20 protein-coding genes are annotated in these 18773 nt (G+C 36.9%); 13 read left to right on the forward strand and 7 right to left on the reverse strand.

The window, feature by feature from the left end; genetic code table 11:
- The first annotated feature begins 21 nt into the window (after positions 1-21).
- Positions 22-1032 (forward strand): S41 family peptidase, encoded by a 1011-nt coding sequence (locus K319_RS0107585; RefSeq protein ID WP_027383110.1) that lies wholly within the window; start codon positions 22-24, stop codon positions 1030-1032.
- Positions 1033-1067: 35 nt separating this feature from the next.
- On the opposite strand, the gene K319_RS0107590 is transcribed toward K319_RS0107585, so the two are convergent.
- Genes K319_RS0107590 through K319_RS0107600 form a run of 3 tightly spaced genes read right to left on the reverse strand, consistent with a single transcriptional unit; the run spans position 1068 to position 3129 of the window.
- Positions 1068-1547, reverse strand: coding sequence for a GyrI-like domain-containing protein (locus K319_RS0107590; RefSeq protein ID WP_034671517.1), 480 nt, complete (start codon positions 1545-1547; stop codon positions 1068-1070).
- On the reverse strand, positions 1537-2040 hold the full coding sequence (locus K319_RS0107595) for a GNAT family N-acetyltransferase (RefSeq protein ID WP_027383112.1): 504 nt from the start codon (positions 2038-2040) through the stop codon (positions 1537-1539). Before K319_RS0107595 ends, K319_RS0107590 begins: the two co-directional genes overlap by 11 nt.
- Before the next feature lie 18 nt (positions 2041-2058).
- Positions 2059-3129: a calcium:proton antiporter gene (locus K319_RS0107600; protein ID WP_027383113.1), complete on the reverse strand. Its 1071-nt coding sequence runs from the start codon at positions 3127-3129 to the stop codon at positions 2059-2061.
- 160 nt (positions 3130-3289) lie between these two features.
- On the opposite strand from K319_RS0107600, the gene K319_RS0107605 reads away from it, so the two are divergent.
- The gene (locus tag K319_RS0107605) at positions 3290-3736 is read left to right on the forward strand and encodes a carboxymuconolactone decarboxylase family protein (RefSeq protein ID WP_027383114.1); all 447 of its coding nucleotides are present in this window, start codon (positions 3290-3292) and stop codon (positions 3734-3736) included.
- A 48-nt stretch (positions 3737-3784) separates the two neighbouring features.
- Here the strand turns inward: K319_RS0107605 and K319_RS0107610 are convergent, their stop codons facing one another.
- The gene (locus K319_RS0107610; protein WP_027383115.1) at positions 3785-5917 is read right to left on the reverse strand and encodes a S46 family peptidase; all 2133 of its coding nucleotides are present in this window, start codon (positions 5915-5917) and stop codon (positions 3785-3787) included.
- A gap of 87 nt (positions 5918-6004) precedes the next feature.
- Here K319_RS0107610 and K319_RS0107615 point away from each other — a divergent pair, with 87 nt between their 5' ends.
- Together K319_RS0107615 and K319_RS0107620 are read left to right on the forward strand one after the other, a co-directional pair.
- The gene (locus tag K319_RS0107615) at positions 6005-6442 is read left to right on the forward strand and encodes an META domain-containing protein (protein WP_027383116.1); all 438 of its coding nucleotides are present in this window, start codon (positions 6005-6007) and stop codon (positions 6440-6442) included.
- A 115-nt stretch (positions 6443-6557) separates the two neighbouring features.
- Positions 6558-6968 (forward strand): OsmC family protein, encoded by a 411-nt coding sequence (locus K319_RS0107620; RefSeq protein WP_027383117.1) that lies wholly within the window; start codon positions 6558-6560, stop codon positions 6966-6968.
- Between the two features lie 10 nt (positions 6969-6978).
- Here the strand turns inward: K319_RS0107620 and K319_RS0107625 are convergent, their stop codons facing one another.
- The gene (locus K319_RS0107625; RefSeq protein WP_027383118.1) at positions 6979-8538 is read right to left on the reverse strand and encodes a tetratricopeptide repeat protein; all 1560 of its coding nucleotides are present in this window, start codon (positions 8536-8538) and stop codon (positions 6979-6981) included.
- Between the two features lie 205 nt (positions 8539-8743).
- On the opposite strand from K319_RS0107625, the gene K319_RS0107630 reads away from it, so the two are divergent.
- The 7 genes from K319_RS0107630 (at position 8744) to K319_RS0107665 (ending at position 16091) form a co-directional block, all read left to right on the forward strand.
- Positions 8744-10927 carry a T9SS type A sorting domain-containing protein gene (locus tag K319_RS0107630; RefSeq protein WP_027383119.1) on the forward strand — a complete coding sequence of 728 codons (2184 nt, stop codon included), beginning with the start codon at positions 8744-8746 and terminating at the stop codon, positions 10925-10927.
- Positions 10928-11094: 167 nt separating this feature from the next.
- Positions 11095-12309 (forward strand): GTPase HflX, encoded by a 1215-nt coding sequence (gene hflX / locus K319_RS0107640; protein ID WP_027383120.1) that lies wholly within the window; start codon positions 11095-11097, stop codon positions 12307-12309.
- A complete protein-coding gene (locus tag K319_RS0107645) occupies positions 12309-12938 on the forward strand; it encodes a DUF4919 domain-containing protein (RefSeq protein ID WP_027383121.1) in 630 nt (209 codons plus the stop codon). The genes hflX and K319_RS0107645 overlap by 1 nt, the downstream gene beginning before the upstream one ends.
- 31 nt (positions 12939-12969) lie before the next feature.
- Complete coding sequence (locus K319_RS0107650) at positions 12970-14253, forward strand: cation:proton antiporter (RefSeq protein WP_027383122.1); 1284 nt, start codon at positions 12970-12972, stop codon at positions 14251-14253.
- A gap of 156 nt (positions 14254-14409) precedes the next feature.
- Positions 14410-15039 carry a chloramphenicol acetyltransferase gene (locus K319_RS0107655; protein ID WP_027383123.1) on the forward strand — a complete coding sequence of 210 codons (630 nt, stop codon included), beginning with the start codon at positions 14410-14412 and terminating at the stop codon, positions 15037-15039.
- Positions 15040-15756 (forward strand): DNA alkylation repair protein, encoded by a 717-nt coding sequence (locus K319_RS0107660; protein WP_027383124.1) that lies wholly within the window; start codon positions 15040-15042, stop codon positions 15754-15756.
- Positions 15756-16091, forward strand: coding sequence for a DUF6122 family protein (locus K319_RS0107665; RefSeq protein WP_034671519.1), 336 nt, complete (start codon positions 15756-15758; stop codon positions 16089-16091). Before K319_RS0107660 ends, K319_RS0107665 begins: the two co-directional genes overlap by 1 nt.
- Before the next feature lie 97 nt (positions 16092-16188).
- Here K319_RS0107665 and K319_RS0107670 read toward each other — a convergent pair whose 3' ends face one another.
- Positions 16189-16569, reverse strand: a complete 381-nt coding sequence (locus tag K319_RS0107670) for a group III truncated hemoglobin (RefSeq protein WP_027383126.1) — start codon at positions 16567-16569, stop codon at positions 16189-16191.
- Positions 16570-16666: 97 nt separating this feature from the next.
- Here K319_RS0107670 and K319_RS0107675 point away from each other — a divergent pair, with 97 nt between their 5' ends.
- On the forward strand, positions 16667-17155 hold the full coding sequence (locus tag K319_RS0107675; protein WP_027383127.1) for a YkgJ family cysteine cluster protein: 489 nt from the start codon (positions 16667-16669) through the stop codon (positions 17153-17155).
- Between the two features lie 98 nt (positions 17156-17253).
- Positions 17254-17544 (forward strand): hypothetical protein, encoded by a 291-nt coding sequence (locus K319_RS0107680; RefSeq protein WP_027383128.1) that lies wholly within the window; start codon positions 17254-17256, stop codon positions 17542-17544.
- Between the two features lie 28 nt (positions 17545-17572).
- Here the strand turns inward: K319_RS0107680 and hemE are convergent, their stop codons facing one another.
- On the reverse strand, positions 17573-18598 hold the full coding sequence (hemE, locus tag K319_RS0107685) for a uroporphyrinogen decarboxylase (RefSeq protein WP_027383129.1): 1026 nt from the start codon (positions 18596-18598) through the stop codon (positions 17573-17575).
- Positions 18599-18773 lie beyond the last annotated feature (175 nt).

Here is an 18773-nt window from a genome sequence, read left to right on the forward strand (position 1 = left end):
TGAAATTAAATAAACTTCTCTATGAAGAAATATTTTTTATTATACTGTATTTTGGTTTTCCAAATCTCTTATTCTCAGACTTTTAAAAATGATTCTATAAAACAATTTATTGATAAATCTTTTACATTAATAAAATCACATTCAATAAATGTTGATGATTTGGAAATGATTAAAAGCGATTTGTATTCAAAATCTGAAAATCTTTCTTCGGTAGATGAATTAGCGCCTTTGTATGAGGATGTCTTTCAGAAATTAAATGACCATCACGGTGGTTTAAAATATAAGGGTAAAACATATGGCTGGAAAAAACCTTTAGCTTCTAACAATTTTTATTTGAAAGAAAAAATAAAAACTGAAAAGATGGTTCGAAGCAAAGTCATCGATAAAAAATATGGATATATACGAATCCCGGGTAATGATGATTTCTCTTTTAAAAAAGTTGATAGCATTTCGGATGATATCATTTCACACATCAATGCTGTTAATTCGAATAAAATTAAAGGCTGGATTATTGACCTAAGATTGGATACGGGAGGAAATATGTATCCCATTCTTCTTGGTTTGAAGAACTTCATTGGAAATAATTTGGTATTTGGAGGCTTTAACGATGCTAAGAATCAATCTAGTGGGAAATGGGCAATATATCAGAACAAAATGTTAATTGATGGAGTTGAGTTGGAAAGTAAGACAACTTTAAAAAATCCGATAAAAGAAACAACACCAATAATTATTTTGACAAGCTGTTATACGGCAAGTGCCGGGGAAATGACGGCTATTTCTTTTATTGGAAGAAATCGGACTTTTATAGTTGGAGAACCAACTGCAAATTACACTACCGCCGTGCAAGGTTTTAAGATCAATAATATTGCTGGTATTAATCTGTCTACAGACTATGTGATAGACAGAAATCAAAAAATCTATAAAAATAATATAATACCTGATTTTGAGATTATAGGCGGCGATGATTTGGAAAACTTAAAAAATGACCGAAAAATTATTAAGGCTTTACAATTATTAAAAGAGATAAATTAGAGATTGCCAACAATATCACCGAGATTACAGAATAATTATTTTATTGGAATCCAAATCTCTTCCTCTGCAGAATTATCATTCGGATTATAATTGTCTCCAAAAATCTCAAAATGTGGTCTGTCATCAACCTCGAATTGATTTTCCGGAATGAAATTTTGAAAAATATATCTGAAAATTTCCGGTCCGTTTTCCGCTTTTCCTTTGTAATTGAAAACCAAATATTTCCCACTTTCTAATTCAAACGATTCAAAATCATTTGGAATATTATCGAAATCAGAAACCTCAGCCAGAGCATATTTTATGAAATATTGATCAGGCGTGAAATTCTCAGGATAGATTTGAAGCGAAAATAATTGACTGGAAATTCGGTTTGTGATCTCACTTCTTCTCATCATAAATTTTCTCCAGACAATTGGTGTTTTATCTTCCTGAAAAGAAGTTGTGATGCCGAACCCAATTAATTTCTTCGGTTCAATATTTTCAATGCGATGAGGTAGATTGAATTCAGTTTTCATAATACATCAATTCCTCATCATCGTTAGGAATCGCTACCATTTTTCGGAACTTAAGCCCTAATTTTTCAATCAATTTTTGGGAAGAGTAATTGTCTTTTGTCGTAATCGCAGAGATTTTATTAACTCCAAAATCAGTAGCGGCAACTTCTTTCAATTTGTTGGCAGATTCGTAAGCGAAGCCTTTTCCTTCATATTTTTCAAAAAAAGAAAAGCCGATATCCAGAACATCCAGACCTTCTCTTTCAAAAATCCCAACAGCACCAATTTTCGTGTTGTCCTCTTTCAAAATAACGACATAATTTCCGAACCCCAATTTTTCGATCTGGGGAAGGAATCGATTCTTGATATAGTTTTCCGCATCTTCTCTGGTGCGGAGATTTCGGTCACCAATATATTTGATGAACGAAGGCATATTGTATAATTCGAGGAAAAAATCTGCGTCCTGTACTTCTGCAGATTTTAAAATCAGTCTTTCGGTTTCAAAAGTTTTCATTCATCAAAAATATAAAATTTAAGGAACGATGACGGTAAAAATGTAGGCAAAAAGATTGACCAAAAGAACAACGCCATACAGAATATTGGTTTTTCCCCTGTTCAGAGACAGCATTACCGTGTAAAGCGACAAGGCCAACAACACCATTGATTTGATGTCGAGTCCCAGAACTAAAGGCATTTCGTAAATAATAGAAACTACGGCCACGCAAGGGATCGTCAATCCAATACTGGCGATTGCAGAGCCCAAGGCCAAATTCAAACTTGTCTGGAATTGATTTCTTCTTGCGGCTTTTAAGGCCGCCATTCCTTCCGGTAAAAGGACGACTGCTGCAATGATAACGCCTACCAAGGCCTGAGGGGCTCCCAGATTATTAACCATACTTTCTATCTGCGGGGAAAGAGCTTTTGCAAGAAAAACAACAACACCCAAACAGATGATCAGAAATATCAAGCTCATTATACTTTCGAAATTGGTTGGTGGCTCTGCATGCGGTTCATTGTCATTCTCGGGTAAGAAATAATTTCTGTGTCTTACTGTTTGAACCATCAGAAATGTACTATAAATAATTAATGAAGCAATGGAGAAGAAGATCAATTGAGCTTTGCTGAAAGTTGCAGAGAGTTCGGTCGTGGTGTAATTGGGTAAAATCAAAGTCATTACGACGATAGCGACCAAGCTGATCAGTGCCATATTGCCGGAAGTTCGTGCGAAGAATTGTTCCTTGAATTTGATTCCACCGAGAAGGAGACATGCGCCAAGAATACCATTTAAAATTAACATCACTGCAGCGAAAACTGTATCTCTGGCCAATTTGTCGGTTTCCTTTCCACCTGCGACCATTAAGGAAACAATCAGTCCGACTTCCAAAACGGTGATTGCTATCGCTAAAATAATAGTTCCGAAAGGTTCGCCCACTTTATGCGCCACGACCTCGGCATGATGGACAGCTCCTAAAACCGACGTGATGAGTAGCAAACCACCCAAGCCGGCCAGCCAGCCATTATTGTCAACAAGACCGAAAGAATAATAAGCAAGAGATAATAAAGGAAAAATATAAGACCAGTGAAGTAAAGATTTCAAACTCATAAAAAATGATTTCTCTAATTTACAAAAAAATATTTTAGCAGTGTTTTCCGATTTTTATCCAACAAAAAAGCCACCAAACTGATTTCTTAAACCAGTTTAAGTTTTTCGAAGTCTACAAATCGGAATTTTGCTGAATATATTAATCAATAAAAATAATTTTATGAGTAACAGATTAAATATTGCAAAAACTGATTCGGCGGCTTACAAGGCCATGCTTGGGTTGGTAAGTTATCTTCAGAACATTTCGCTAAATCATACTTGGCAGGAATTAATCAAGATAAGAGCTTCACAAATCAACGGTTGTGCACATTGTCTGGATTTGCATACCAGAGATGCTGTAAAATTGGGCGAAAAATCACAACGGATCTATCTTCTTAATGCTTGGCGAGAAGCGCTGGAACTATTCTCTTTTGAAGAGCAGGTTATCCTACAAATAACGGAAGAGATCACATTGGTTAACCAGAAAGGTCTATCAGAAGAAACTTATAACAAAGCAAAAAAGCTTTTTACAGAAAAACAAATTGCTGAGATTATAATGACTGCAATTATAATTAATGCTTATAACAGAATCGGAATCAGTACGCTGATGCCAATTTCTAAAGGATAATTAAAAAAGCCACCAAAATAGGTGGCTTATATGATAATTGATAAAAAATTATTTTACCAAGGTCAACTCGCTGATCAATCTTGTTGCACCGGCGTATTTGTCAATAATCCAAAGAACGTACCGAACGTCAACGTTGATGGTTCTCTGTAATTTTGGTTCGAAAACGATATCGCCGCTCAAAGCTTCACTGTTTCCGTCGAAAGCAAGACCGATAAGATTTCCATATCCATCAATGATTGGAGAACCGGAGTTTCCACCCGTGATGTCATTATTAGACAAGAAGTTAATTGGCATAAATCCTTCTTTGTCTGCATATTGGCCATAATCTTTTTTCCTGGCAAGGTCCAGAACTTTTTTAGGCAGGTCAAACTCTTCGTCGCCTTTTTTGTATTTGGCAACCATGCCGTTTATGTCTGTATAATAGTTTTCTTTGATGCCTTTGTAGTTTCTGTCTTCTCTTACAGGAAGTGTTTCGATTGTTCCATAAGTTAATCGCATTGTAGAGTTGGCATCCGGATAGAATACTTTTTCTGGTTGGGCTTTTCTAAGACCATCTAAGAAAAGCCTGCTGTTTTTAGCAAAATTTTCATCGATTTTGGAATACTTCTCATTGCTCAATTTTTGATCTTCAACAATTCCATTTGCGAATTGTCTCAATTTATCAGCATCGATTTTCAATCTGTCAGGATTTTCCACGAAAGCCAAAGCCGATTTTTTATTTGCAAAAATAGAAGAGAAAGCCAAAGTAGAAAGGCTGTTCACATCAGCAGCTAAAATTGTTGGAGAAGCAAATTCTTTAGACACTTTTGTTTTGTAAAGATTAGCTAATGAGTTAAGCATTTCTCCTTCTACATTATCATGGAAACCATCATAAGCTTTTTCTACAGCATCCAGAACTTTCGGCTTCATAGCCGTTTTTCCGGCTTCATCTTGGTCAGCGTAGGTTTTGAAAAGGCTTCCTAATTGATAAGCTGTGGCAATATAATGTGCATTTCTTTGTAAGATCCCTCCGTAATTACGCTCTACATTCCTTCCGGAGATTTGCTTGTAATAAGTTTGTATTTCAGGTAAAACACTATAATAGGTCTGCTCATTTGGAGACTGAGCTGCCCATTGATTATAGATTTGCTCCGTTTTTTGTTTTTCGGCAACTGTTCCGTTTTTCTTTACAGCATCAATCGTTCCTTGTCTGTTTTTCCAATAATTGGCAACACTTGCATACTGAGATGCATAATCCAACTGGGTTGCTTTGTCTTTATCCATATATTTTTTCAAAACATCCATAGCCAGTTTAGACGCTTCTACCCAAGCCGGATAATCTTTGTCGACCATTTGTTCGATTCCGTAAGAGGTCAAATAACGATTGGTTCTTCCTGGATATCCAAGAATCATTGCAAAATCGCCAGGCTTGTAACCTTTAAGGGAAATTGGTAAATGGTGTTTTGGCTTCAGAGGAACATTGGTTTCAGAATATTCTGCTGGATTTCCGTTGGCATCTGCATAAGCACGGAAAACGGTGAAATCTGCTGTGTGTCTTGGCCATTCCCAGTTGTCTGTGTCGCCACCGAATTTTCCTAATGATGAAGGAGGAGCTCCAACCAATCTGATATCTTTGTAGTCCTGATAGACAAAATAATAGAACTCGTTTCCATTGAAGAAATCTCTTACTACAACAGTGTATTTTCCGTTCTCGGAATTTTCTGTCTGGATAGCTTTGTATTCTGCATCGATAACCGCTTTTCTGTCAGCAGCCGACATATTGTTGTTAAGTTTTGCATTGATTCTTGCAGAAACGTCATCCATTCTTACAAGGAATCTTATGTAAAGACCTTTAGCATTGAATTCTTCATTCGGTTTCATTGCCCAGAATCCATTCTTCAAGTAATCTTTTTCAGGTGTGGAAGCCGCAGCAACAGCGTCATAACCACAGTGGTGATTGGTAAAGATCAAGCCTTGGTCAGAAACCATTTCACCAGTACAAAAACCACCGAAACTTACGATAGCGTCCTTCAGACTGGAATTGTTCACGGAATAAATTTCTTCCGGCGTCAAATGCAGGCCTTCTTTCTGCATATCAACACCGTTCAGACGTTTTACAAGCATCAGAAGCCACATACCTTCATCCGCTCTCATCTGAGCATAACCCAAAATCAAGGTCAATACTAAAAATATTTTTTTCATAGAGAATTATTTTAATGGGCTAATTTAATCATTATTTTAAATCTAAGTGGTACGAATTTGGCTAAGAAACTGGGTAAATATCGAGTAATGAAAAATATCAGAGTAGTAGGGATCTTATTAATGACAATGTTTTTAATTTTTTCCTGTAAAACGAACAAAACTATGGCCTCAACGGAACAAAATATTCACAGAAAATGGATGCTTGTTGAATATAAAGATTTCACAAAACAAGAGCTGACAAAACTGGAAGCTTATATGGATTTGAGTAAAAGACCTGAAGCTCCGAATCAATATGGTGCAAAAATGGGCTGTAACGGAATGTTTTTCACAGCAGAATTTGATAAAGGAAAGGCAAAATTTTCAGGCGTTGGCTCCACAATGATGTATTGTGATGGAAGGATGAAGTTGGAGGAACTATTCGGAAAAGATCTGCCGAATATCGATCAGTACAAAATTGAAGGACATTTCTTAACTTTAACGGATGGAAAATCAACAATGAAATTTGTGGCTGCAGACTGGGATTGATAAAGAAACAAGAGAAAAGTAAAAAGTCTCAAACAAAATAGATCCAAAATAAATTAATTATGAAATCGTAGATTCCATATTTTCCCTTAAAAAAAACAATAAAAAATATTTACATATGAAAAGAAGTGCAAAAGCTGTCTGGAAAGGAACAGTAAAAGACGGAAGCGGTGTTTTAACGACTCAGAGCACAACACTTAACGAGACTCAATATTCTTTCAAAAGCAGATTCGAGGAAGGTGTTGGGACCAATCCGGAAGAATTGTTGGCAGCAGCCCATGCAGGTTGTTTTACAATGAAGACTTCGGCTTTGTTGACAGAAGCTGGTTATAACCCGGAAAATTTGGAAACCGATTGCAAAATCAGTTTGGTAGATGGAAAAATTACTTTGTCAGAATTGACGTTGACTGCAAAGATCCCGGGAATCTCAGAAGATGATTTCCAGAAAATCGCAAAAGATGCCAAAGAAAATTGCCCGGTAAGTCAGGCTTTCAGTTTCGAAAAAACATTGACGGCAACTTTGGTTTAACTAAACCAATTTAATATTTGATCAAAAAGTTATTGAGACTTTCCGAATTGGAGAGTCTCAGTTTTTTTCTAAGCCTGGACCTCGCAACGACAATGCTGTGGGGACTTTGGTGTGTAATGTCGGAAATTTCTTTAGAAGATAAATTAAGCTTGAGAAAAGCGCAGAGTCTCAATTCGTTCTTGGTAAGGTCAGGGAACTCGCTAAGTAATTTCTTATAGAAACCTTCCTCAGTTTCCATAAAAATCTTTTCAAATTCTGCCTTCCCAAAACTTTTGGAACTTTTTCTAAGGTCGGCTAAGATATTCGAAATTTTATTGTCAGATGTTTCTGTTCCGGAATTCAGTTCGCTCAACTCTTTTTGAGTGAATTGGAGAACCTCGGAAGTTTGCAGCATTTGGATGGCGCTATTTGTGAGTTCTTTATTCTTCTCTTCTAATTTCTTGGCCAATAATTCGTTTTCAGCAACTCTTTTGGCGGTTTTATTTTTCTGTAATTGGAATAACAAAAAGATGATAACGGAGAAGGACAAGAGCAAAACGATTCCAAAAATAAAAAATCGCTCTCTTTTGGTTTGAGAAGCTAAAAGCTCATTTTGCGTCATTTTTTCATTGAACTCGATTTCCAATCGGTTAACTTTCTTTTCATTTTCCTGATTGATGGAAGCTTCGGATAAAGATTTCGCGGTGTGCAGATATTGCAAAGCATTTTTGTAATCCTTTTCTTTTTCGAATAGCTTTACTAAACTTTCTGATGAATAGAGCTTAATGTCGGAAAAACTACTCCTGTCAGCGATATTATAAGCGTTTTTCAAATAATATAATGCAGAATCCCTGTTATTTAGATCATCGAGATTGATCTTTCCAAGAATATTATAAAGACTTGCTATATCGTAGGGCGATTTGATCTTCTTTGCCAAAGTTATGCCTTGTCTCAAGTTTTCTACGGCAGTGTCGGTTTCCTTTAATTTCAGATTTACGTTGGCAATATTCTCATAGGCCATAATAATATTAAGCGTGTCTTTTGAAGCCGTATTCCGATTCTTGAACTCCTTCAGCATTTCCAGTGCTCTTGCATAATTGCCTTGTTCTTTTTCCAGGACTGCGAGATTGTTGTAAATGATAGAACCTTCTACGGATTTGTCGCTTGCTTTGCTGTTTTCAAAATTTTTAAGTGATTGTTCCCAAAATTGCCGTGCTTTCTTATAATTTCCCATCAGATAATAACAGCCTCCAATGTTGTTCAGAATAGAATAAGAGTCTCGGGACTCTGTTTTGTTGTTGATTTCTAATCCTTTGTAATAATAATTAAGTGCTTGGTAATAAGATTCTTGGTCTTTGTATGTGTTTCCTGCTGTAACGTAAAGGCTGATTTTTGTACTGTCGGCCAACTTGTTTTCCAGTTTAAGAGCTTCTTGCAGATAACTCATCGCTTTAGTTCTGTTTGTCTGCATATAATCCACCGTTTGCTTCAGAAGAGTAGATGCATATTTGTCCGGGTCCTTGGAAAGACCGGTTTGACCGGAAACAAATATCAGATTAAAAGCTAAAAAAACACAAAAAGCCCAACGCATTTTCAAAAATATTAGCCGAAGATAGGAAGAATAAATTTCAAAAAAAACTAAATTTTTAATTGATTGAATTTCAAGATTTTAAATAAATTGTATATATAATGTTACCTTTGATTTTTTATTAGTAGTTATATTGTTATCTCAACAAATATTCAAAATCTTTGATGATATTCTAATATTGTCTCAATAATTATAAAATATTTTTAAAATGAATGTGAAATTACTATTTAAGTGGCTGTTTCTATTTGTGTTCGGCATAACTAGTGCACAGCAGATTACATTGGATACTTCTTTGGTTTCCGATGAACCAAATACGATCGAAGAATTCTGGTACTGGTCAGGCGGATTTCCTGTTTTAGGTTCCGGATTTACACCTAATTCTACAGTAACGGTTTATGATACCGATCCAAATGGAAACAGATGGAGGGATTTTACAGGAACTGTAGATTCTCAGGGTAAATTTTCTGTACAAATAAGCGCTAAAATGATCCGTTCTCTAAAAGGCGCTCATACAGTGAAGGCTACAGACGGAGAAGGAAAAACGGCAAATGCTACACTACAGGTTGTTGCAAATGAAGGTGAGGTAATCCAAGCTTCTGTTTCCAATAAAATATTGACAATGGCGCAGTTCTTTGACTTTGGGATTAACCTTCACGCTACCAATATTGAACCGAACGCACAGGTCGTGGTTCATATTTTCTCTCCCAACGAATCTGGCTCCGGCATTACTGGGCAATACTACGCAGATGCCAACGGAAACTTTGATATCGTTTTCAATGGCAATACAACAACTTATCCCTGGGGTGATACGATGCCTGATATCGCAGGGACATGGAGGATCAATGTAGAGCAATTTGAAACTAATTTCTACGGTACAACAGAATTCAGGGTATTGCCAGACAACCCTAGTCCACAGTCGTATGATTTAATTTCTAATGTGGACAATGGTATCCCGGCAACACCAATAACGCGTTTCGAAGTGAATGGCGTGGGCTACAATTCGGACCCAAACAGTTCTGCTTTCTACGAAGATATGACCGATAAAGTGTTCAATCTACAGGCGGGTCAAACTTACGATGTGAAAATTAAAGGTAAAAACCGTGTTAATTATGCGCCGGATACTTATACTCTTTTTGTTGACTGGAATCACAATGGCATTCTGGATGAAAGCAACGAGATCATTAGTGAAGGTTATCTTTTCGGGTCTTCTGGTGTGGATGACAAATTCACGCAATTCCCAATAACGGTTCCGCAAAATGCGATCAACGGAAATACGAGGATAAGGGTTCTGAAAATGCAATCAGCCACAGAATATTCTATGTTTTGGCCTATTGGTGCTTCAGGATATTATTACAATTCCGGACAAGCAGAGGATTACACTTTGAATATCTCTGGTGGTATTACAGATCCAGGGTGTGATTTTAGTTGTCCTTCAGATATTAATACCAATACAATTCCAGGAGGAGAAACTGCGGTCGTGAATTATAGTTTACCATTCAATTGCGGTTCTCAAGGAAGCTCCAGTTGTGGAATAGATTATCCTGGGAATAATTATGAGAACTGGATGCCTACTTCGAACTTCAATACCGTAGCTAACGACTTTGTGATTCCTGACGGAAAAACTTTGAAAATCGATAAAGTTATTCCTCATTTGATTAGATTCTCTTACGGAGCAACTGTTGCATTCTATAAAGATAATAATGGAAAACCGGGAGAATTGATTATGAATTATGCTGCGCCAACGATCGAATCACAAAATGCGATAGGAAATACTACTGGTGGAACAGCTTATGAAACGGTTATCAAATTGCCTGAGGTGCTAGAATTGACATCCGGGAAATATTGGGTTGCCATTAATATGCAGGGACCATTGGTTTCCTGGGAAATAAAATCTGCTTTATCAAACGGAACCACCGCATTTACAACAGGTGATGGACAGAACTGGACAGCAAAAGAAGGTTTTGATGGTGTTTTCAAGGTAAGTTATGTTTGCGAAACTCCAGAGCCACAAGTTGTTTTGGTTCAGGGATTAGAATCGGGAGCTGCGTTCCCGGAAGGCAATACTGTTGTTGTCCATAATCTGGTATATGAAGGTGCTGTTATAGATACTTGTGTGTTTAACGTACACGTTGATAAGATCCTTGGGACAACAGAGATCTCTAAAAATCAAATTTCTTTCTATCCAAATCCGGTAAAAGATATTTTGAAAATTTCTAACATCAGGGATATTAACAACATAAATGTTTATGATATGTCGGGTAAGCAGGTTTTTGCAAAAGAATTGCATCAAAAAGATGCTGAAATCAACCTTTCCAAACTGGCTTCCGGAATTTACATTATGAAAGTAGGCAGCGGAAACGAAGTGAAGGCTTTTAAGCTTATCAAAAAATAAAAATTAATTTCAGAATTATGTTTTTAGGCCGTCCCATTTTGGGGCGGCCTTTTTTTTGCAGAAGATTTATCATTGTATAGAGATCCATTTCGGTATTATCAGACCAAACTTTGGTTTTTTTGATAAAAAATAGTATCTTGTCAAAATCAGAAATTATAATTTTTTAAATGTTAGAAAAAAAAGAACATCAGTATGAACAGGCGGTTTTGGTGGGTTTGATTACCCAAAATCAAAGCGAAGATAAACTGATAGAATATATGGACGAACTGGAGTTTTTGGCCTTCACAGCCGGTGCTACGGTAGCCAAACGTTTTACCCAAAGATTGACCCAGCCAGATTCCAAAACATTCGTAGGTAAAGGAAAAATGGAAGAGATCCGTGATTATGCGAAAGAACATAATATCGGAACAGTCATTTTCGATGATGAACTGTCACCTTCCCAATTGAAAAACCTGGAGCGAGAAATGGAAGTCAAAATCCTTGACAGAACCAATCTGATCCTCGATATTTTTGCCCAAAGAGCTCAAACTTCTTACGCAAGAACGCAGGTAGAATTGGCTCAATATCAATATCTTTTGCCGAGATTGACCAGGATGTGGACCCACCTCGAAAGACAAAAAGGGGGAATCGGTATGCGTGGTCCCGGTGAAACGGAGATCGAAACCGATAGAAGGATTATCCGTGACCGGATCACATTGCTGAAAGACAAATTGAAAGTCATCGACAAACAAATGGGAACGCAACGTAACAACCGTGGAAAAATGGTGCGCGTTGCACTTGTTGGTTACACAAATGTTGGAAAATCGACCTTGATGAATGCCTTGTCGAAATCCGATGTTTTCGCTGAAAATAAATTGTTTGCAACGCTGGATACAACGGTTCGTAAAGTTGTGATTGGAAATTTGCCTTTCCTTCTGACGGACACCGTCGGATTCATCAGAAAGTTGCCGACACAATTGGTGGAAAGTTTCAAATCAACTTTGGATGAGGTGCGTGAAGCGGATTTGTTGATTCATGTTGTTGACATTTCGCACGAAAGCTTTGAAGACCATATTAATTCTGTGAATGAGATCCTTCAGGAAATTGATGCGCATCAGAAACCCATGATCATGGTTTTCAACAAAATTGATGATTTCAGTTACGAGAAAAAGGATGAAGATGATTTGACGCCGGGTTCCAACAAAAATATTTCTCTGGAAGAATGGAAAAGAACGTGGATGGCAAAATCCAAATTCCCAACCGTTTTCATTTCTGCCCTAACGAAAGAGAATTTCCCTGAGATGAAGAAAATGATTTACGATGAGGTTCACAGGATTCATATTTCCCGTTTCCCTTACAACGATTTGTTGTTCGAATATTTTGAGGACGAAGAGGAAAATTAATGAATAGAATCTTCTTGTTTTTCTTTGTGCTGATTGCGGTTTTTGGATTTTCTCAAAAATCAAAGATCGATTTGGATCAGATCAAGAAAGCAATTACCAACAAAGAATCGGATTATTTCTATGAAAAAATAGTCTTCAGATTCCAGGCTCTCCCCAAATCGATTGACAGTATGGAAGCGCAACATTTATATTATGGAAGGCTGTTTTTAGATAAAACTGTTTCTACAAGTGACGAAAATTTCAAAAAAATATTGAAAGATCTTAATAAGCAGAAGTACGAAGAAACTATAGAAAAAACGAAAAACCTGTTATCAAAAGACCCTACCAATCTGGATTTGCTGATGATAATGCTGCAATGCTATGACAAGCAGAAGGATCTCAAGAATTTCTCCTATTATTACGGTCAGTTCCAATTGCTGACAAGAGCGATTTTTAATTCCGGAGATGGTAAGAATGAAGAATCTGCTTATCTCGTCAATTCTGTTGGTGACGAATATATTCTTCTCAACGTCATTCGGTTCCCCATGGAAGCCAGGAGGTCTTCCCGGCCTACAGAAGGCGGAGTGTTTGATATTTGGGAAAATAACAATACAAAAACTTATATCAAAGTAATTTATAATGACTTTTAACTAGGTCAAAAATCTATATAAAATAAATAAAATGGAGTTATATTACTCATTTTCAGTCTTAATTGTTTTAGCGTCTTTATTTGCTTATATCAATTATAGGGTTCTAAAGTTACCAAGTACGATCGGGATAATGGTGATTGCCATTATCGTTTCTGTAACTTTGGTTGCATCGGGCGAAAATTTCTTACCAAAAACCACTAGTCATTTAACCGAGTTGGTCCATAACTTCGATTTTACCGAGGTTCTGATGGGAGCAATGCTTAATTTCCTGCTTTTTGCAGGAGGGATCCATATCAACATCAAAGATCTGAAGGAGCAGTTTGGTCCGGTCGTCATATTTTCAACCGTCGGGGTTATTATTTCAACCTTTGCGGTTGGTTTTGGTGTGTATTATCTTTTGCCTTTGGTTGGGATCCAGATGCCGTTGATTTATTGCCTGGTTTTCGGAGCATTGATCTCACCGACAGACCCTGTTGCGGTTCTCAGTATTTTGAAGCAGGCGAATGTTTCAAAATCCCTAGAAACCAAAGTTGCCGGAGAATCTTTGTTTAATGATGGGATGGCTGTTGTTGTTTTCACAGTTGTTTTACAATTGGCAATTGGAAAAGAAATTGATTTAAATGTAGAAAATATTGGACTTTTATTATTGAGAGAAGCTGGCGGAGGATTGCTTTTGGGCGTTCTTCTCGGGTTATCTGCTTCTCGGGCGATGAGAATGGTAGATGACTATATTATTTCTGTATTGATTACGTTGTCAGTGGTTATGGGTGGTTATCTGATCGCACACGAAATGCATATTTCTGCACCTTTGGCGATGGTTGCAGCGGGATTATTTATGGGAAATTTCAGCGAGAGCTTCAAAATGAAATCTGAAACCCAGGATTATCTCATCAAATTCTGGGAGCTGATCGATGAAATTATGAACGCCGTCCTATTCCTTTTTATAGGGTTTGAATTGCTGTTAATCAAGGATTTAAGTGAATATCTGGTTGCTGGAGGAATTTGTATTTTGATTGTTCTTTTAGCACGTTGGGTTGCGATTTTTGTTCCGACTAAGTTTATGGCTTTCAAATATCGATTCAGTCCGCAAACCGTGAAAGTTCTAGTTTGGGGAGGAATCCGTGGTGGAGTTTCTATTGCATTAGCTTTGTCCATACCAGTGAACGAGTACAGTCAAATTATCATCAGTATTACTTATTGTGTGGTTGTGTTTTCAATTATAGTTCAGGGATTGACGATTGCGAAAGTTGCCAATCCTAGGAAAATTGCGACCGAAGAAAAAATCATCGAACAAATTCTTGAAGAGACTCATTAATTTGAAATAAAAGAAATTAAAAAACCACATAGACACATAGAAAAACAAATTATTTATTTTTGAAAAAGTTAAAATAGAAACAAATTTCTAACTATTTTATCTTGATAATTTACAAAAACTATGTGCCTAATTATCACTAGAAGCCAAAATTATATAATGAAGGTTATCGATATAAAAAACTGGAGAAGAAAAGAACATTTCGAATTCTTTTCCGGAATGAGAAGTCCTTATTTTGGAATTGTAACCGAAGTTGAGTGTACAGAAACTTACAGATTAGCTAAGGAAAACAACGAATCTTTTTTCGCTCATTATCTCCATAAATCGATGAAAGCTGTTAATTCGGTTGAGGAATTTGGTTATAGAATTGTAAATGATGATGTTATAGCGTTTGATATTGTGCACGTGGGTTCTACAATTGCCAGAAACGATGGAACGTTTGGCTTCTCTTATTTCGAATATTCTGATGATTTTCAAATCTTTAATCAGAATTTGCAAAAAGAAATTGATGGGGTTCAAAATTCAACTGGTTTGAGAATCAGAAACGAAGAACTTCCACCAAATCATATCCGGCATTCTACCATGCCTTGGGCGCATTTTACAGGTTTACTTCATCCAACAGATTTTGACCCGAAAGAATCGATTCCAAAAATTGTCTTTGGGAAATTCAGTGAGAAAAATGGACGAAAAATGTTGCCGATTTCCGTCGAAGCACATCACGGTTTGATGGATGGTTTTCATCTGGCGAAGTATTTAGAGGAATTTCAGAATCAGCTTAATCTTAAATAAATGTCTCTTTCAACAGAAATAAAACAAGCGCTCGAAATTCTCTCAATTCCCGAAAAGGCAGAATTCTTCCCAAAATTTTTCAAAACTGGAAAAGGTGAATATGGCGAAGGCGATATTTTTATTGGTGTGACGGTTCCGGACCAAAGAAGTGTTGCGAAAGAGTTTTATAATAGAATTTCTCTTGGGGAGCTCAGTGAACTTTTATCTTCGAAAATCCACGAACATCGTTTGACCGCTTTGCTGATTTTGGTTTATAAATTTGAGAAAACAAAGGATAGAATTCAACAAAAAGAAATCATAGATTTTTATCTGGATCATACAAAACACATCAACAATTGGGATTTGGTAGATACATCTTGTTATAAAATTCTAGGGCGGTATTGTTATGAAAATCAGGATTCTAAAATCTTAGAAAAATTATCCAATTCCAAAGATATGTGGGAGATGCGAATGGCGATTGTCGGAACAATGCATCACATCAAAAAAGGACAATTTGAATTAACCAAAACCTTCGTTCTCAAAAACCTGAGACATCCGCATGATTTGATGCACAAAGCCAACGGGTGGCTTCTCCGGGAAATGGGAAAAAGAAACGAAACCGAATTGCTGGATTTCCTTGATCTACATTACAAAGAAATGCCAAGAACTTGCCTGCGATATGCGATTGAAAAATTAGATGAGGAACTTCGGCAGGATTATTTAAAAGCAAGAATCTAATGGATTGTTTTTGGTTGAGAACGTTTTTACATTATTTTTTACACTTTGGTTTTCCTGTTGTGCTGGCTTTCCTGTTTTTTAGAAAAGATTGGAAAAAAGCCTATTTTATAATGTTGGCGACGATGTTGGTAGATGCGGACCATTTGCTCAGCACGCCGATTTTTTCGTCGGACAGGTGTAGTATCAATTTTCATCCGCTTCACACGTATTGGGCAATTGGTATTTATTTTCTGCTGTTATTTTTTAAAGGAAACCTCAGGATTATTGGTGTCGGATTGTTATTCCATATGCTCACAGATTGGATAGATTGTCAACTTCAAAATCTCAATTTATAAGATGCATCTGTTTTTGAAAACAATTGCTTTTCGTAGTTAAGTTTAACGCCCCTGCTTAACTTAAAAATATCATTTAATTTTAAAACTAATCCAAAATTTACTGATTCCTGGCATTCGCCATTTTATGATTCATAATTCTGGCAATGTTCAAAGCTCGGTTAATCGCATTTTCTGCATTTTCTCCGTCAAAGTTTTCGTGAACTGTTTTTTCCCAGATCTGCAACCAACGATTAAAATGTCTTTCTTCCAAAGCCGATACTTCATTGATCGGGAAATGTTTTGCCATAGGATGACCTTCGTAAACAGGATTTCCCAAAAGGATACTTTCCCAGAAATTATACATTTTCGGAAGATGTTTGCTGAGGTCGATTTTCGCAATATCCGTAAAGAAGAATCCAATCAGATCATCTTTTATAACTTGGCTATAGAATTCCTTTACGAGAAATTCAACATCTTCCCTGCTTGTAACATCTTTCATAATTTGATATTTTGTTCTATCAAAGTTATCATTTTTAGAATAAGCTTGAAATAAGATTAATATCAGTTTTTGTTTGAAAAACAACTAATTTTGCAAAATGGACCTTGGATTTTATAAAAAGCAGGCACAGCAAAAACAGAAAGATCACAAAAAATTTTTGGAAGGACTAAAAAAGAAACCACCAAAGAATCTGGATTACTTGGTTTTAGAAAAGCATGAAGAAACTTTCGAAGAAATCGATTGTCTCAGCTGTGCGAATTGCTGTAAAACCACAGGTCCGCTTTACACAGAAAAGGATATAGAAAGAATCTCCAAGCATCTTCGGATGAAACAAGCTGATTTTGAGTCTAAATTTCTACGAGTTGATGAAGATAATGATAAAGTTCTCCAAAACTTACCTTGCCTTTTCCTGAATGATGACAATACTTGTTCGATTTACGATGTTCGTCCAAAAGCCTGCAGAGAATATCCTCACACAGACCGGAAGAAAATCTATCAGATCAATGATCTCACGATCAAGAATACTTTGATTTGCCCTGCAAGCTATGTCTTCGTAGAAAAACTGAGAAAAGTTTTGGAAAGGTAAATTATATTAAAGTTTTCCCAAAAATCTTATAATTTCCAAATTTAACATAATATTGGTTTAATGTTTGAATTTCATAATGCACACTAAATAAAAATATTATGAGAAAGTTAATAGCAGGTGGTCTGATTATTTTCGGAGCAATGTCTGTTACTGCACAGGTAACGCCGCCACAAGACACAACAAGAACCAAAACGGAGAAGAAGATGAATAAGACAACTCCGGAAACTGTTCAGCCCAACGGAATGAATGGAACGATTGATACGACCACAATTCAGGATAAGTCCAAAAAAACGGAGGACAAGAATAGAAAAAGGCTTGAACCTCGAAAAGATGGATTGAATAATGAAGCAGTGAAACCAACACAACCCGCACCAGGACAATTAGAATAGAAAAAGGAGCAAATTAATTTGCTCCTTTTTATGGTTTCCATTCAACCACTGCTTTGATGAAAGCTTCGGCATTTTCAACCGGAATATTTGGTAAAATCCCGTGTCCGAGATTGACAATATATTTATCTTTTCCGAAACGATCGATCATTTCGTGAACCATTCTTCTAATCGTTCCCGGTGTCGAGTGTAATCTTGAAGGGTCAAAATTCCCTTGCAAAGTTACGGCGTTACTTGTGAATTGTCTCGCCAATTCAGGAGTGATCGTCCAATCAACGCCCAAAGCAGACGCTTTGGACTTCGTCATATCTTCCAACGCAAACCAACAGCCTTTTCCAAAAACCACAACGTGAGTCAACGGAGCAAGCGCTTCCACGATCTGATTGATATATTGCCAGGAAAATTCCTGATAATCTGCTGGCGAAAGCATCCCGCCCCAAGAATCGAAAACCTGGACCGCGGAAACGCCTTTTTCCACTTTTCTTTTTAGGTAAGCAATCGTGGTATCTGTGATTTTTTGTAATAATTTGTGCGCCGCTTCCGGTTGTAGAAAACAAAATGACTTTGCAATATTGAAATCCTTAGAACCTCTACCTTCTATACAATAACAGAAAATCGTCCAAGGCGAACCTGCAAATCCAATCAAAGGAATCTTGTTATCCAGTTTTTCCAAGGTCATTTCTATCGCATCAAAAACATAACCCAAAGTATCATTCACATCAGGAACAATCACGTCTTCCACTTGTTGGGCAGTTCTGATTGGCTCTTCCAGCCAAGGTCCAACCGATTCTTTCATTTTGAAATCAATTCCCATTGCTTGCGGTACTACCAAAATATCGGAGAACAAAATCGCTGCGTCCAAAGGAAATCTTCTAATCGGCTGCACCGTGATTTCCGACGCCAATTCCGGTGTTTGACATCTTGTGAAAAAATCGTATTTGTCGCGCAAAGCGATGAATTCCGGCAGATATCTTCCCGCTTGTCTCATCATCCAGACTGGCGGTCTTTCCACGGTTTCTCCGCGAAGTGCCTTTAAGTATAGGTCGTTTTTAATCATTTTATATATTATTTTGGGCGCCTTTATCCGCCTTCCGCTCCCAATTGTCACTCTGAGGCTCTCGAAGAGTTCGCTCAAGTCGGGGCGCGCTTCGTAAAATATAACTTTATTCCTTCAAATCAAGATTTCCGAAAGTTGAACTTTCTTTTGAAATCAAATTCTGAATTAATTTTAG

Origin of the sequence: Epilithonimonas caeni DSM 17710 (assembly GCF_000426465.1) — a bacterium.
GTDB lineage: Bacteria > Bacteroidota > Bacteroidia > Flavobacteriales > Weeksellaceae > Epilithonimonas > Epilithonimonas caeni.

Coding starts and splice junctions, on each gene's coding strand:
- K319_RS0107585 (WP_027383110.1), top strand. CDS start 22: ATGAAGAAATATTTTTTATTATACTGTATTTTGGTTTTCCAAATCTCT.
- K319_RS0107590 (WP_034671517.1), bottom strand. CDS start 1,547: ATGAAAACTGAATTCAATCTACCTCATCGCATTGAAAATATTGAACCG.
- K319_RS0107595 (WP_027383112.1), bottom strand. CDS start 2,040: ATGAAAACTTTTGAAACCGAAAGACTGATTTTAAAATCTGCAGAAGTA.
- K319_RS0107600 (WP_027383113.1), bottom strand. CDS start 3,129: ATGAGTTTGAAATCTTTACTTCACTGGTCTTATATTTTTCCTTTATTA.
- K319_RS0107605 (WP_027383114.1), top strand. CDS start 3,290: ATGAGTAACAGATTAAATATTGCAAAAACTGATTCGGCGGCTTACAAG.
- K319_RS0107610 (WP_027383115.1), bottom strand. CDS start 5,917: ATGAAAAAAATATTTTTAGTATTGACCTTGATTTTGGGTTATGCTCAG.
- K319_RS0107615 (WP_027383116.1), top strand. CDS start 6,005: ATGAAAAATATCAGAGTAGTAGGGATCTTATTAATGACAATGTTTTTA.
- K319_RS0107620 (WP_027383117.1), top strand. CDS start 6,558: ATGAAAAGAAGTGCAAAAGCTGTCTGGAAAGGAACAGTAAAAGACGGA.
- K319_RS0107625 (WP_027383118.1), bottom strand. CDS start 8,538: ATGCGTTGGGCTTTTTGTGTTTTTTTAGCTTTTAATCTGATATTTGTT.
- K319_RS0107630 (WP_027383119.1), top strand. CDS start 8,744: ATGAATGTGAAATTACTATTTAAGTGGCTGTTTCTATTTGTGTTCGGC.
- hflX (WP_027383120.1), top strand. CDS start 11,095: ATGTTAGAAAAAAAAGAACATCAGTATGAACAGGCGGTTTTGGTGGGT.
- K319_RS0107645 (WP_027383121.1), top strand. CDS start 12,309: ATGAATAGAATCTTCTTGTTTTTCTTTGTGCTGATTGCGGTTTTTGGA.
- K319_RS0107650 (WP_027383122.1), top strand. CDS start 12,970: ATGGAGTTATATTACTCATTTTCAGTCTTAATTGTTTTAGCGTCTTTA.
- K319_RS0107655 (WP_027383123.1), top strand. CDS start 14,410: ATGAAGGTTATCGATATAAAAAACTGGAGAAGAAAAGAACATTTCGAA.
- K319_RS0107660 (WP_027383124.1), top strand. CDS start 15,040: ATGTCTCTTTCAACAGAAATAAAACAAGCGCTCGAAATTCTCTCAATT.
- K319_RS0107665 (WP_034671519.1), top strand. CDS start 15,756: ATGGATTGTTTTTGGTTGAGAACGTTTTTACATTATTTTTTACACTTT.
- K319_RS0107670 (WP_027383126.1), bottom strand. CDS start 16,569: ATGAAAGATGTTACAAGCAGGGAAGATGTTGAATTTCTCGTAAAGGAA.
- K319_RS0107675 (WP_027383127.1), top strand. CDS start 16,667: ATGGACCTTGGATTTTATAAAAAGCAGGCACAGCAAAAACAGAAAGAT.
- K319_RS0107680 (WP_027383128.1), top strand. CDS start 17,254: ATGAGAAAGTTAATAGCAGGTGGTCTGATTATTTTCGGAGCAATGTCT.
- hemE (WP_027383129.1), bottom strand. CDS start 18,598: ATGATTAAAAACGACCTATACTTAAAGGCACTTCGCGGAGAAACCGTG.